The following is a 13476-nucleotide window of genomic DNA, read 5'->3' on the forward strand; positions in this document are numbered from 1 at the left end:
CCAATACACAGTGTAACAACAGTTACTCAATGAACCGACTAAGGATGACATTATGAGCAGACATTTTGATGAAGCCAAGGGTTTGTCTGAACAACACGACCCCGCAACACACGACTTTGTATTTAACCAGACCATGTTCCGCATTAAAGACCCGGAGCGCACCTTAAAATTTTACAGTGAAGTTCTGGGCATGACATTGGTTAAGCGCTTCGACTTCCCGGAAATGGAGTTTACGCTGTATTTCATGGCTGCCATGTCGCCTGAACAACGTAAAGACTGGTCAACCGACAAAGACAAGCGCATTGAACAGACCTTTGGTCGACCGGCCATGCTGGAACTGACTCATAACTGGGGCGACGAGAACGACGACTCGGTGTCTTACCACAGTGGTAATGGAGAGCCCAAAGGTTTTGGTCACATAGGTTTCGCCGTACCGGATATCGATGCCGCCTGTGAGCGTTTCGATAAAATGGGCGTAGAGTTTCAAAAACGCCCGAACGACGGGAAAATGAAGGGTATTGCCTTTATTAAAGACCCGGATGGCTACTGGATTGAAATATTCACGCCGGAACGCCAACCAGAATTACTGAAAGAGCACTTAAAATAACGATGGTACCTTGAAAAAAGGCCAGTTCATTTGAGCTGGTCTTTTTCTATTCTCTAGTACCTTTGCAATTCATTTTACTGTTCTGAAAGCATCAACTTCACTTTACCCTCCAGAGACGTCATGCCATGTTCACGTCCAATTTCTAACGCTTTTTCTACCGGCATTCCATCTAACCAACCGGCTCGCAAAGCCATTAAAGCGCCGACTCTATTACTCGAAGCACAATGCACCATCGCCTTCTTATCGCTATTTTTCAGTAAAATACGGTCCACCATGCGAGCATTTTCAAGTGTCACTCCGTCTGCACCGTTAACCGGTACATGGTAATACGCCATGCCATTACGGGTAACCACTGCGGCTTCCTCACTGTCGGTCATTTCTTTTTGTGAAAGCAGATTAATAACAACCTCACCACCTTCATCAGCAAAGTCAGCCAACTGCTCATTTGATGGTGTGCCCATCACCCATAACTTATCTGACACCTGTTTGGGTGACTCAATGCCAGCAAAAACATTCGTTGAAACTATTGCTACACTAAAAGCGACTAATACATTAACCAGAGCTTTTACCATTTGGGTTCTCCTGTATGATTCTCGTGTTTTTAATAGTAGCAAATGAGTTAGAAATTTTATGACTGTTTTACATCTTTTAGTGGGTACAACTTCCGGAAATACCGAATTTTTAGCCGATACTGTCAGCGAAAAGTTAAATCAGCAGGGCATTGAAACCGAGCTCCATTACGAACCGGAGTTTGAGAAGTTACCCAGCGATCAACCCTGGTTAATTTTTCTCGCTAGCCATGGTGCGGGCGATTATGCCGACTCCATGCTCGATTTCTACGACGAAATAAAGGATCCTCAAAGCCCTGATTTAGCCGGACTGAACTATGCCGTAGTGGCGGTTGGTGAATCCTGTTATGACACCTTCTGCGAAGCCGGTCGACATTGCGATAAACGCTTACAGGAATTAGGCGGGACACAAATGACCGATCGTTTAGAAATCGACATGCTGGAAGACGATCCGGAAGAGAAAGCATTAAACTGGTTGCCCGCGATCGCTGATGCTGTAAAGGCTCTGTGATCATACCCACAGGCTTGTGCACAAGGATTTCAGCTTGTGACTAAGGTTGGAATAAGATCACTTAAGCGCTGTCAGTGAAGTGGGTATAACACTGGGGATAAACTGATCTGTGTATAACTACCCTACTTATCCACGATCTATGATCCCGGTTCAAGGGCACTTATCTACAAAGAGTGATCTTGCTCCAGGATATATTTAAAAAGGGCTTCAGCGATCTATTCACAGAAATCCGCTGACTAGTAGTAATAGTAATAAAAGATCTAAATAAGATCCTTTACTGATCTTCTTTAAGATCTTTAACAGCGCTGAACGAAATTTAACCATTTAGATTTAAGTGAAATCGCGTTAAAATAATCGGCTAACTTCCTATTCTTCAAACAAAGGTCACTTTGCATGTCACAACAGAGCCAACAACACTTTGACGTTATTGTTGTCGGTGGAGGACACGCCGGAACAGAAGCTGCGTTAGCCGCCGCTCGTTTAGGTGTTAAAACCCTATTGCTTACGCATAATATTGATACTTTAGGGCAAATGTCCTGCAACCCAGCCATTGGGGGAATAGGAAAAGGTCATTTAGTAAAAGAGATCGATGCACTTGGCGGCGTTATGGCCAAAGCAGCTGATAAAGCCGGAATTCAATTCAGAACACTGAATTCATCCAAAGGCCCGGCAGTGCGTGCAACCAGAGCTCAGGCTGACCGACAGCTTTACAAACAAGCGATCCGCTACGCACTGGAAACCCAACCGAATCTGTCAATATTCCAACAAGGTTGTGACGATCTGATCGTCGAGAACGATCGCGTTACTGGCGTTGTTACCCAAATGGGTCTTAAATTTACGGCAAAAACCGTGGTGCTAACCGTAGGAACATTCCTCGGCGGACAAATCCATATTGGTCTGGATAACTACCAGGGCGGTCGCGCAGGCGATCCTCCATCAAACGCATTAGCTAAACGATTACGTGCATTGCCGTTACGAGTTGAACGTTTAAAAACCGGTACGCCACCGCGTATAGCCAGTCACAGCGTTGATTTTTCCGTTATGCAGGAACAACCGGGCGATAATCCGACTCCGGTATTTTCTTACATGGGTTCTCGTTCTGATCACCCGCAACAAATTCCGTGTTACATCACGCACACCAACGAAAATACCCACGAAATTATTCGTTCAGGGCTTGATCGTTCACCCATGTATTCTGGTGTGATTGAAGGCGTAGGACCACGTTACTGTCCTTCAATTGAAGATAAAATTGTGCGTTTTGCTGACAAAGGCTCGCATCAAATTTTTGTTGAACCAGAAGGCTTAAATACCTTTGAAATTTACCCTAATGGCATTTCAACCAGCTTGCCGTTTGATGTTCAGCAACGTCTCGTTCAGTCAATTAAAGGCTTTGAAAATGCGCATATCACACGACCAGGTTATGCGATCGAATACGATTACTTTGATCCCCGAGATCTGAAACAATCTCTGGAAACCAAAGTCATTAACGGCTTGTTCTTCGCTGGCCAAATTAACGGCACAACAGGCTATGAAGAAGCCGGTGCGCAAGGGCTTATTGCCGGTTTAAATGCCGCGTTGCAGGCTCAGGACAAAGAATCCTGGGCACCACGACGCGATCAGGCCTACATGGGTGTGTTGATCGATGATTTATCGACTTTGGGCACTCAGGAACCTTACCGTATGTTCACTTCGCGCGCTGAATATCGCCTGTTGCTGCGTGAAGATAACGCTGATATGCGATTAACTGAAATTGGTCGTAATCTCGGTTTAGTGGATGATGAACGCTGGGCCGCGTTTAATAAGAAAATGGAATCAGTCGAGCAGGAAAAACAACGTTTAAAAACTACCTGGGTGCATAAAGATCATGCATCTGTAGAGCAAATTAACGCGCTGGTTAAAAGCCCTGTCACCAAAGAAGTCAGTGGCGAAGAACTATTACGCCGCCCGGAAATTCATTACAAAGATTTAGCCTTAACTGACTTTTTTGCGCCGGGGTTAGACGATCCTTTAGCGGCAGAACAAGTTGAGATCCAAATTAAATACGCGGGTTATATAACGCGTCAGCAGGAAGAAATAGCAAAACAACAACGTCATGAAAATACCTTGCTGCCCTCGCCTTTCGATTACGCTAAAATTAAGGGGTTATCGAACGAAGTGGTTGCGAAATTAAATGATCATCAGCCTGAGACCGTTGGTAAAGCAGCGCGTATTTCCGGAATTACTCCGGCGGCTGTTTCAATGTTATTGGTTCACCTGAAAAAGCAGGGTTTATTGCGTAAAAGTGCTTAAGGAAGAAATGTGAAAGAGCAGTTAAAGGGATTATTAGATCAGGCACAAATAAACCTGTCAGAAGCACAGATTGAGCAACAACTGGCGTTAGTAGGCTTACTGGATAAATGGAATAAAGCCTATAACCTGACCAGCGTGAGAAATCCGAAGGATATGCTGACCCGACATATTATGGACAGCCTGGCTGTTCGTAAGTATTTACATGGGCAGCGCTTCATCGATGTCGGTACAGGACCAGGGCTACCGGGTTTACCCTTAGCCATAGCCGAACCGGATAATGAATTTGTTTTACTCGATAGTTTAGGCAAGCGAATCCGTTTTATTCGTCAGGTTTGTCATGAGCTAAAACTAACCAATGTTACGGCTGTGCAGGCGCGGGTGGAAGACTATCAGGACGAAAAGCAGTTTGATGGTGTAATCAGTAGAGCCTTTGCCTCGCTTAATGATATGCTTTCGTGGTGTGAACATTTACCGGCTGAAAACGGTCGGTTTTATGCGTTGAAAGGGCTGTATCCGCAAGACGAACTGGAGCAGTTGCCCGAGCAATATAAAATTGAAAGTATTGAGCAAATTAACGTTCCCGGCATTGACGCGAGCCGGCATATCGTCATTATAAGCAAACGGTCATAAAACAACCGACAGTCGACTATCCGACAACAACAAGAGGTTATAAAACCCGTGGCTAGAACCATTGCTATTGCGAATCAAAAAGGCGGAGTAGGAAAAACAACTACAGCAGTTAACTTAGCTGCGTCCATGGCTGCTACCCGTCGCAAAGTGTTGTTGATTGACCTGGACCCTCAGGGTAACGCGACTATGGGCAGTGGCGTTGATAAGTACGATGTTGAAAATACCATTTACGAATTGCTGATTGAAGAAAAGCCAGTCGGCGACGTTGCCGTAAAAGACACCAACGGTAAATATCATTTAATAGCGGCTAATGCCGATGCTACAGCTGCAGAAATTAAGTTAATGGAAGTTTTTGCACGCGAATTGCGTTTACGTAATGCACTTAAAGCCGTTCAGGATAGCTACGACTATATTTTTATCGATTGTCCGCCATCGCTGAATATGTTGACCGTTAACGGCATGGCCGCCGCTGACTCTATTCTGGTGCCCATGCAGTGCGAGTATTATGCACTGGAAGGTCTTACCGCATTAATGGAAACTATTCGTCAGCTGGCCGACGTGGTTAATCCTGGGCTGGAAATTGAAGGTATTTTGCGGACTATGTACGATCCGCGTAATCGTCTGGCTAACGATGTTTCAGAACAGCTCAAAAACCACTTTGGTGAGAAAGTTTACCGGACCGTAATTCCACGTAACGTCCGTTTAGCCGAAGCACCTTCATTTGGTGCGCCGGCTATGTACTACGACAAGTCATCCACCGGGTCAAAGGCCTATTTAGCCTTAGCGGGTGAACTTATCCGACGTTCTGAAAATCGTAAAGAAGTAGCAAAAGAATCATAACAAGGGAATAAAGCGAATCATGTCGGCAAAAAAACGAGGTTTAGGTCGCGGTCTGGATGCCTTACTGACCAGTAATCAGCAAAACTCTGACCGTCAATCAGAGCAAGTGACGGAAGAAGTTAAAGGTGAGTTACAGAAGCTGCCGGTTGAGTTTTTAAAGCCTGGTCGCTATCAACCTCGTAAAGACATGTCACCCGAAGCTTTGGAAGATTTAGCCGCTTCGGTAAAAGCTCAGGGGATAATCCAGCCCATTGTTGTACGCCCTGTTGGCAAAGACGAATATGAGATTATTGCGGGTGAGCGTCGTTGGCGTGCGGCGCAACTGGCAAAGCTTGAACTGGTTCCTTGCCTGATTAAAGACGTACCTGATGAAGCCGCAGTAGCTATCGCGTTAATTGAAAACATTCAGCGTGAAGATTTAAACGCAATGGAAGAAGCCACTGCGTTACAACGTTTGTTGGTCGAGTTTCAGATGACTCACCAGGACGTTGCTCAGGCAGTGGGTAAATCACGGACTACGGTGACCAATTTGCTGCGCCTTAATAACTTGCAGGACGGCGTTAAAGTGTTACTTGAGCGTGGTGATATTGAACTTGGCCATGCCAAGTTGTTACTTGCGCTGGAAGGCGAACAACAAGCCGACGTAGCACAACAGATTGTCGCAAAAGATATGACCGTACGTGACGCAGAAAAACTCGTCAGACGTACAATAGACCCTCCCAAAGAAACCGAAAAACCAGAGCCAGACGCTAATATTGAACATTTAGAAACCAAGTTGTCTGAAACCCTGGGAGCCAAAGTTTCCATTAATCATGGTCGTAAAGGAAAAGGTAAACTGGTTATCAGTTACACCAACCTGGACGAACTGGATGGAATTCTGACTCACATCAAATAATAATTTCCAATGCATTGATTGTTGTAGAACTTTTGTTAAATGGCATAGAAACCGTCGCCTACAGGCAAATTTGTTTGCAATTACATGGCAGATCTTTATACTAGCGCGAGTTTCGTTGTGGCTGGTTGAAAGCCTCAAAAAAATAGCCGCCAGTTAAAAGGTTTTAGTCGTGACACAGGCACTTAATGCGGTAGGTAAAAAGCTGGCAGGAAAAGTTGTAGGTACACAATTTATAGCGGTTTTGATAGCCGCACTTGTCACGATAGCGGTTTCAAATACACAGTCGGCTTTGGGTATTCTGTGTGGCGGATTAACCGTCGTAATACCAAGCACTCTATTTGCACTTATTGCTTTTAGACACGCAGGCGCGCGCGCTAATCAGAAAGTTGTACAAAGTTTCTTTTTAGGCGAAGGCGTTAAGCTACTGCTTACAGCAGTGTTGTTAACAATCGCATTGCTGGTAACAAATTTATATCCTGTGTGGTTATTGGTCGGTTTTGTCATCGCCGTCACCATGCAGTGGATAGCACCGGTTTTATTTTTAAAATCAACCTAACTGGGAAACAACATGATAAGTGGAGAACAAACTCCGACTCAGTATATCCAGCATCACCTCCAAAATTGGACGGTTGGTGAAGGGTTCTGGGCGGTGAACGTCGATACTATCTTCTGGTCCGTGTTACTGGGTGCGCTGTTTCTGTGGAGTTTCCGCAGAGTAGCCAAAAAATCCTCTGCTGGGGTACCTGGTAAATGGCAATGCTTTGTCGAAATGATTGTCGAGTTTGTTGACAACAGCGTCAAAGAATCCTTTCACGGTAAAGATAAACTGATTGCGCCTCTGGCATTAACCATCTTCGTCTGGATATTCCTGATGAACCTGATGGACTTAATTCCGGTTGACTGGCTACCAACAGCTGCTATGTATGGCGGTTATTGGTTAGGCTTTGTTGAAGACCCGCATGATGTGTACATGAAAGTAGTACCAACAACTGACCTGAATACAACTTTTGCATTGAGTTTAAGCGTATTTGCGCTAATTATTATCTACTCAATCAAATATAAAGGTGTGAAAGGCTTCGCTAAAGAAATGACTTTCACTCCGTTTAATCACTGGGCATTAATACCAGTGAACTTTGTACTGGAAAGTATCACGTTATTAGCAAAACCAGCGTCACTGGCACTGCGTTTGTTCGGTAACATGTATGCAGGTGAATTGATATTTATTCTAATTGCAATGATTGGATTCTGGCAGCTACCGGCGCACTTTGCGTGGGCAGTATTCCATATTCTGGTTATTACATTGCAAGCGTTTATTTTCATGATGCTGACCATTGTTTACTTAAGCATGGCGTCATCTGAACACTAGTGTTCGAAACAAAAGTTTTTAGCTTTACTTTTAACTTTAATCTACTGAAAAACTGGAGAAATCAATGGAAACTGTAGTTGCTTTTACTGCTATCGCTGTATCAATCATGATCGGTCTGGCTGCACTGGGTACTGCCCTGGGCTTTGGTATTCTGGGTGGTAAATTCCTGGAAGCTGCTGCTCGTCAACCAGAACTGGCACCACAGCTGCAAGTTAAAATGTTCATCGTTGCAGGTCTTATCGATGCTATCGCGATGATCGGTGTTGCTGTTGCATTGCTGTTCACGTTTGCGAACCCATTCTTAACCCAGGTAGCAGGCTAATCGTTATTCGACGGTCACCAACTGAAGGAGGTCCGTTGTGAATATCAACGCTACTCTAATTGGACAAACGATCGCGTTTATCGTGTTCGTGTGGTTCTGCATGAAATTTGTATGGCCACCGATCATCAAAGCTATCGAGGAACGTCAGAAGAAAATTGCTGACGGCCTTAATGCCGGTGAACGTGCTCAAAAAGATTTAGAGAAAGCCCAGCAAGAAATTGCCGAGCAGCTCAAAGAAGCGAAACAGCAAGCCGCTGAAATCATTGAACAGTCGAAAAAACGTGGTGCTAAAATTGTTGAGGAAGAAACTCAACGTGGCCACGAAGAACGTGAAAAAATCGTTGCGGCCGGACATGAAGAAGTTGCTGCTGAACGCAATCGTGTTCGCGAAGAGCTGCGCAAGCAAGTTGCCGTATTAGCGGTGTCTGGGGCTCAGAAAATCATTGAGCGTGAAATTGATAAAGACGCTCATAGTGACATTGTTGAAAAACTGGTCGCTGAACTTTAATAAAGGGGTTTGAGCTTATGTCAGAACTGACTACGGTCGCTCGCCCTTACGCAAAAGCAGCTTTTGATTTTGCTTTAGAACAGGGAGCGCTCGATAAGTGGGCAGAAATGCTTAGCTTCGCTGCTGCGGTGGCGCAAGACGAGACTATTGCCTCATTTTTGAGTAGCTCCTCGACTGTTGGGAAAACAACAGAGGTTTTCTTGGGTGTTTGCGGCGACGAGCTCGACGACAACGCTAAGAACTTCGTTAAAGTACTGGCTGAAAATGAACGTCTGCCAGTGTTACCAGCAGTTAGTGAGCTCTATCAGACGCTTCGTGCTGAACATGACAAAGAAGTCACTGTAGATGTTAAATCGGCAGTTAAACTGCTGAAAGCACAACAAACGGCTTTGAGTAAAGCACTTGAGAAGCGCCTGCAACGCAAAATTAAGCTGAACTGCAGTGTCGACAAGTCCATTATTGGCGGACTTGTTATAGAAGCTGGTGATACCGTTATTGACGGCACCTTGCGCGGCAAGCTCGACAGACTTGCTTACGCACTGCAATCCTAATTGGGGACTTGAGCATGCAATTGAATTCAAATGAAATCGCAGAACTGATCAAACAGCGAATTGAGAAGTTCGAAGTCACCAGCGAAGCTCGCAACGAAGGTACCATCATGTCTGTTCAAGACGGTATCATTCGCATCCACGGACTTGCAGACTGTCTGCAAGGTGAAATGGTTGAGCTACCTGGTAATCGTTACGCTATCGCACTAAACCTTGAACGTGATTCTGTAGGTGCGGTTGTTATGGGCCCTTATGCAGACTTGCAGGAAGGCACCAAAGTAAAATCAACCGGTCGTATCCTTGAAGTTCCGGTTGGCGAAAAACTGTTGGGTCGTGTGGTTAACACACTAGGCCAGCCTATCGACGGTAAAGGTCCTATCGAAGCTGACGGCTATGAGCCAGTCGAGAAAATCGCACCGGGCGTTATTGAACGTCAGTCAGTTGATCAGCCAGTACAAACGGGTTACAAGTCAATTGACTCGATGATTCCGGTTGGTCGTGGTCAGCGTGAGCTTATCATCGGTGACCGTCAGACAGGTAAAACGGCTTTAGCAGTAGACGCTATTATCAACCAGAAAGATTCTGGTATTAAGTGTGTTTACGTAGCTATTGGTCAGAAGAACTCAACCATTTCAGCGGTTGTACGTAAGTTAGAAGAGCACGGCGCAATGGAAAACACCATTGTAGTTGCAGCTTCTGCTTCTGAATCCGCAGCCCTGCAATATCTGGCAGCTTACTCTGGTTGTACCATGGGTGAGTACTTCCGTGACCGCGGTGAAGACGCTCTGATTGTCTACGATGACTTGTCTAAACAGGCTGTTGCTTATCGTCAAATTTCACTGTTGTTGCGTCGTCCACCAGGTCGTGAAGCATTCCCTGGTGACGTTTTCTACCTTCACTCTCGTCTACTTGAGCGTGCTGCGCGTGTAAACGCTGACTACGTAGAAAAATTCACTGACGGTAAAGTGAAAGGCCAGACCGGCTCATTAACTGCCTTACCTATCATTGAAACTCAGGCAGGTGACGTATCAGCATTCGTACCGACTAACGTTATCTCTATCACCGATGGTCAGATCTTCCTTGAAACTGACTTATTTAACTCAGGTATTCGTCCTGCGGTTAACGCTGGTGTCTCGGTTTCACGTGTTGGTGGTTCAGCACAAACGAAAATCATCAAGAAACTGGGTGGCGGTATCCGTCTTGCCCTGGCTCAGTATCGTGAATTGGCGGCGTTCGCTCAGTTCGCATCTGACCTTGATGAATCGACTCGTTCACAGTTAGAGCACGGTCAGCGTGTTACTGAACTGATGAAACAGAAACAGTACAAGCCTATGAGCGTGGCTCAAATGGCTGTATCAATTTATGCCGTTGAAAAAGGCTTCTTGAAAGACGTAGAAATCGACAAAATCATGGATTTTGAAGAATCTCTGCAATCTTTCATGGCGAGCGAATACGCCGAGCTAATGGCTGAGATTGATAAAACTGGCAACTATAACGACGACATCGATGCGCAATTGAAAGCTGCGCTTGAGAAATTCAAGCAAACGCAATCATGGTAATCGCACCTGGCCGCAGTAGCGGCCATTTGTCGTTGAGTTAACAGGAGAATCGTCATGGCCAGCGGTAAAGAGATAAAAACTCAGATCTCGAGTATCGGTAATACTCAGAAGATCACCAGTGCTATGGAAATGGTCGCTGCGTCGAAAATGAAAAAGGCGCAAGAACGTATGGAGGCAAGTCGCCCCTATGCGGACACCATTCGCAAGGTGATTGGTCATGTGGCGCGCGGTAACCTCGAGTATCGTCATCCATTTATGGAAGAACGTCAGGTTAAGCGTGTGGGTTACATCATTGTGTCTACCGATCGTGGTTTGTGTGGCGGCTTGAACGGTAATGAGTTCAAAAAAGTCGTTAAACACGCTAACGAATGGAAAGAGCAGGATGTTGAAGCGGATTTTGCCGCTATAGGCAGCAAAGGAACCAGTTTCTTCAAGCGTTTTGGTAAGTTGAAAGCGCAAGTTTCAGGTATGGGCGATAAGCCAGAACTGAAGGAAATTACCGGTTCTATCCAGGTTATGCTGGATGCTTTTGAAGAAGGCAAAATCGATCGCTTGTACGTTGTATTCAATAAGTTTGTGAATACGATGACCCAGGAGCCGACCATTCATCAATTGTTGCCATTGCCGCAAGCAGGATCGGAAGAAGATGTGCAGACAGGTAGCTGGGATTACCTGTATGAGCCGAATCCGGAAAGTATCCTGGATACGCTAATTCGTCGCTTCGTAGAAATGCAAGTGTACCAAGGCGTAGTGGATAATTTTGCTAGTGAGCAAGCCGCTCGGATGATTGCGATGAAAGCTGCAACAGACAATGCCGAAGATATTATTGACCAATTACAATTGCGATATAACAAGGCTCGTCAGGCAGCAATTACGCAAGAAATTTCGGAAATCGTGTCCGGCGCCGAAGCGGTATAACGCGGCAACGGTTAACAGAATTGAAGAGTTAGAGGAAACGTCATGAGTCAAGGTAAGGTCGTACAAATTATCGGCGCCGTTGTGGATTTAGAATTTCCACAAGACGCTGTACCAAAAGTATACGACGCACTGAAAGTGACCGAAGGTGGCTTAGAAGGTTTGGTTCTGGAAGTTCAGCAGCAGCTGGGCGGCGGAATCGTACGTGCCATCGCAATGGGTACAACTGACGGTCTGCGTCGTGGTATCACCGCTAAAAATACCGGTGAATCAATCATGGTTCCAGTGGGTAAGAAAACCCTGGGCCGTATTATGGATGTATTGGGTAACCCAATTGATGAAGCGGGCCCTATCGGTGAAGAAGAGAAAATGTCTATTCACCGTGCGGCACCAAGCTACGAAGAACAGTCAAACACTAACGAACTGTTAGAAACCGGTATCAAAGTCATCGACTTGATTTGCCCGTTTGCTAAAGGTGGTAAAGTTGGTCTGTTCGGTGGTGCTGGTGTTGGTAAAACCGTTAACATGATGGAGCTTATCCGTAACATCGCTATCGAGCACAGCGGCTACTCAGTATTCGCTGGTGTTGGTGAGCGTACTCGTGAAGGTAACGACTTCTATCACGAGATGAACGATTCAAACGTTCTGGATAAAGTATCACTGGTTTATGGTCAGATGAACGAGCCACCGGGTAACCGTTTACGTGTTGCTCTGACTGGTTTGACTATCGCTGAGAAATTCCGTGACGAAGGTCGCGATGTACTTTTCTTCGTTGATAACATCTACCGTTACACCTTGGCCGGTACTGAGGTATCAGCACTGTTAGGCCGTATGCCTTCAGCGGTTGGTTATCAGCCTACCCTGGCCGAAGAAATGGGTGTTCTGCAGGAACGTATCACCTCTACTAAGACAGGTTCAATCACGTCTGTACAGGCCGTTTATGTACCAGCGGATGACTTGACTGACCCATCTCCTGCAACAACCTTCGCTCACTTGGATGCGACTGTTGTACTTAACCGTGACATCGCGTCACTGGGTATCTACCCTGCGGTTGACCCGTTGGACTCAACGTCACGTCAGTTGGACCCACAGGTTATCGGTGATGAGCACTACGACACAGCAATGGGTGTTCAGGAAGTACTGCAACGTTATAAAGAGCTGAAAGACATCATTGCGATTCTGGGTATGGACGAGCTGTCTGAAGAAGACAAACTGTCTGTATCTCGTGCTCGTAAAATTCAGCGCTTCTTGTCGCAGCCTTTCTTCGTAGCCGAAGTATTCACTGGTGCTCCAGGTAAATACGTGTCTTTGAAAGATACTATTGCCGGCTTTAAAGGCATTTTGGATGGTGATTACGACGATATGCCAGAGCAGGCCTTCTACATGGTTGGTACCATCGAAGAAGCGGTAGAAAAAGCCAAAAACCTGTAACCGACCGGGAGGTTTGAATGGCAACACAAACATTAAATCTGGACGTTGTCAGCGCTGAAGACAAATTGTTCTCAGGCGTTGTACAAACGGTTCAGGTCACTGGTAGCGAAGGTGAGCTGGGTATTTACCCAGGTCACGCGCCCCTGCTGACTAAAATCAAACCAGGTATGGTTCGTTATGTCAGTGAAGCGGGCGACGAAGAGCTTCTGTATGTTGCCGGTGGTGTGTTAGAAGTACAGCCTGGTCACGTTATCGTTCTTGCGGACGTTGCTGTTCGTGGTGACGAGCTTGACTTGCAGGAAGCTGAAGCAGCGAAGAAACGCGCTGAAGAAGCTATTGCCGATTCAGGTTCTGATGTGACCTATGCAGAAGCTATTGCTGAGCTATCGCGTGCGTTAGCTCAAATCGATATTATTCGTAAGCTTAAGCGCTAAAACTTCTGCGTTAAAATACGTAAAAGGCCTTGTTGTTAGTGCAACAGGGCCT

The 13476-nt window shown here is 45.8% G+C and carries 16 protein-coding genes; 15 read left to right on the forward strand and 1 reads right to left on the reverse strand.

Annotated features, from left to right (window positions below; genetic code table 11):
- The first annotated feature begins 52 nt into the window (after positions 1-52).
- On the forward strand, positions 53-607 hold the full coding sequence (gene gloA, locus DET62_RS03835) for a lactoylglutathione lyase (RefSeq protein WP_110012837.1): 555 nt from the start codon (positions 53-55) through the stop codon (positions 605-607).
- Positions 608-681: 74 nt separating this feature from the next.
- On the opposite strand, the gene DET62_RS03840 is transcribed toward gloA, so the two are convergent.
- Positions 682-1179, reverse strand: a complete 498-nt coding sequence (locus tag DET62_RS03840; RefSeq protein ID WP_110012836.1) for a sulfur transferase domain-containing protein — start codon at positions 1177-1179, stop codon at positions 682-684.
- Between the two features lie 58 nt (positions 1180-1237).
- On the opposite strand from DET62_RS03840, the gene DET62_RS03845 reads away from it, so the two are divergent.
- From DET62_RS03845 to DET62_RS03910, 14 genes are all read left to right on the forward strand, one after another.
- Positions 1238-1687: a flavodoxin domain-containing protein gene (locus DET62_RS03845; protein ID WP_110012835.1), complete on the forward strand. Its 450-nt coding sequence runs from the start codon at positions 1238-1240 to the stop codon at positions 1685-1687.
- A 393-nt stretch (positions 1688-2080) separates the two neighbouring features.
- Positions 2081-3976, forward strand: coding sequence for a tRNA uridine-5-carboxymethylaminomethyl(34) synthesis enzyme MnmG (gene mnmG, locus DET62_RS03850; RefSeq protein ID WP_110012834.1), 1896 nt, complete (start codon positions 2081-2083; stop codon positions 3974-3976).
- 9 nt (positions 3977-3985) lie between these two features.
- On the forward strand, positions 3986-4606 hold the full coding sequence (gene rsmG / locus DET62_RS03855; RefSeq protein ID WP_034819462.1) for a 16S rRNA (guanine(527)-N(7))-methyltransferase RsmG: 621 nt from the start codon (positions 3986-3988) through the stop codon (positions 4604-4606).
- Between the two features lie 48 nt (positions 4607-4654).
- Complete coding sequence (locus DET62_RS03860; protein ID WP_011235851.1) at positions 4655-5446, forward strand: ParA family protein; 792 nt, start codon at positions 4655-4657, stop codon at positions 5444-5446.
- Between the two features lie 19 nt (positions 5447-5465).
- Positions 5466-6341 (forward strand): ParB/RepB/Spo0J family partition protein, encoded by an 876-nt coding sequence (locus tag DET62_RS03865; RefSeq protein WP_011235850.1) that lies wholly within the window; start codon positions 5466-5468, stop codon positions 6339-6341.
- 169 nt (positions 6342-6510) lie between these two features.
- Positions 6511-6897: an ATP synthase subunit I gene (locus DET62_RS03870; protein ID WP_110012833.1), complete on the forward strand. Its 387-nt coding sequence runs from the start codon at positions 6511-6513 to the stop codon at positions 6895-6897.
- 12 nt (positions 6898-6909) lie between these two features.
- Positions 6910-7707, forward strand: coding sequence for a F0F1 ATP synthase subunit A (atpB, locus tag DET62_RS03875; RefSeq protein WP_110012832.1), 798 nt, complete (start codon positions 6910-6912; stop codon positions 7705-7707).
- 64 nt (positions 7708-7771) lie between these two features.
- The gene (gene atpE, locus DET62_RS03880) at positions 7772-8029 is read left to right on the forward strand and encodes a F0F1 ATP synthase subunit C (RefSeq protein WP_011235847.1); all 258 of its coding nucleotides are present in this window, start codon (positions 7772-7774) and stop codon (positions 8027-8029) included.
- A gap of 37 nt (positions 8030-8066) precedes the next feature.
- Positions 8067-8537 carry a F0F1 ATP synthase subunit B gene (gene atpF / locus DET62_RS03885; RefSeq protein WP_011235846.1) on the forward strand — a complete coding sequence of 157 codons (471 nt, stop codon included), beginning with the start codon at positions 8067-8069 and terminating at the stop codon, positions 8535-8537.
- Between the two features lie 17 nt (positions 8538-8554).
- On the forward strand, positions 8555-9088 hold the full coding sequence (gene atpH / locus DET62_RS03890) for a F0F1 ATP synthase subunit delta (protein WP_110012831.1): 534 nt from the start codon (positions 8555-8557) through the stop codon (positions 9086-9088).
- A gap of 14 nt (positions 9089-9102) precedes the next feature.
- Complete coding sequence (gene atpA / locus DET62_RS03895) at positions 9103-10644, forward strand: F0F1 ATP synthase subunit alpha (protein ID WP_011235844.1); 1542 nt, start codon at positions 9103-9105, stop codon at positions 10642-10644.
- Between the two features lie 54 nt (positions 10645-10698).
- A complete protein-coding gene (gene atpG, locus DET62_RS03900) occupies positions 10699-11562 on the forward strand; it encodes a F0F1 ATP synthase subunit gamma (protein WP_011235843.1) in 864 nt (287 codons plus the stop codon).
- 42 nt (positions 11563-11604) lie between these two features.
- Positions 11605-12990 (forward strand): F0F1 ATP synthase subunit beta, encoded by a 1386-nt coding sequence (gene atpD / locus DET62_RS03905; protein WP_011235842.1) that lies wholly within the window; start codon positions 11605-11607, stop codon positions 12988-12990.
- A gap of 17 nt (positions 12991-13007) precedes the next feature.
- The gene (locus DET62_RS03910) at positions 13008-13424 is read left to right on the forward strand and encodes a F0F1 ATP synthase subunit epsilon (protein ID WP_011235841.1); all 417 of its coding nucleotides are present in this window, start codon (positions 13008-13010) and stop codon (positions 13422-13424) included.
- The last annotated feature ends 52 nt before the right edge of the window (positions 13425-13476 follow it).

Origin of the sequence: Idiomarina sp. H2 (assembly GCF_004364275.1) — a bacterium.
Taxonomy (GTDB): domain Bacteria; phylum Pseudomonadota; class Gammaproteobacteria; order Enterobacterales; family Alteromonadaceae; genus Idiomarina; species Idiomarina loihiensis.

Coding starts and splice junctions, on each gene's coding strand:
- atpG (WP_011235843.1), top strand. CDS start 10,699: ATGGCCAGCGGTAAAGAGATAAAAACTCAGATCTCGAGTATCGGTAAT.
- atpB (WP_110012832.1), top strand. CDS start 6,910: ATGATAAGTGGAGAACAAACTCCGACTCAGTATATCCAGCATCACCTC.
- mnmG (WP_110012834.1), top strand. CDS start 2,081: ATGTCACAACAGAGCCAACAACACTTTGACGTTATTGTTGTCGGTGGA.
- atpA (WP_011235844.1), top strand. CDS start 9,103: ATGCAATTGAATTCAAATGAAATCGCAGAACTGATCAAACAGCGAATT.
- DET62_RS03865 (WP_011235850.1), top strand. CDS start 5,466: ATGTCGGCAAAAAAACGAGGTTTAGGTCGCGGTCTGGATGCCTTACTG.
- atpE (WP_011235847.1), top strand. CDS start 7,772: ATGGAAACTGTAGTTGCTTTTACTGCTATCGCTGTATCAATCATGATC.
- DET62_RS03840 (WP_110012836.1), bottom strand. CDS start 1,179: ATGGTAAAAGCTCTGGTTAATGTATTAGTCGCTTTTAGTGTAGCAATA.
- atpH (WP_110012831.1), top strand. CDS start 8,555: ATGTCAGAACTGACTACGGTCGCTCGCCCTTACGCAAAAGCAGCTTTT.
- DET62_RS03910 (WP_011235841.1), top strand. CDS start 13,008: ATGGCAACACAAACATTAAATCTGGACGTTGTCAGCGCTGAAGACAAA.
- gloA (WP_110012837.1), top strand. CDS start 53: ATGAGCAGACATTTTGATGAAGCCAAGGGTTTGTCTGAACAACACGAC.
- DET62_RS03845 (WP_110012835.1), top strand. CDS start 1,238: ATGACTGTTTTACATCTTTTAGTGGGTACAACTTCCGGAAATACCGAA.
- atpD (WP_011235842.1), top strand. CDS start 11,605: ATGAGTCAAGGTAAGGTCGTACAAATTATCGGCGCCGTTGTGGATTTA.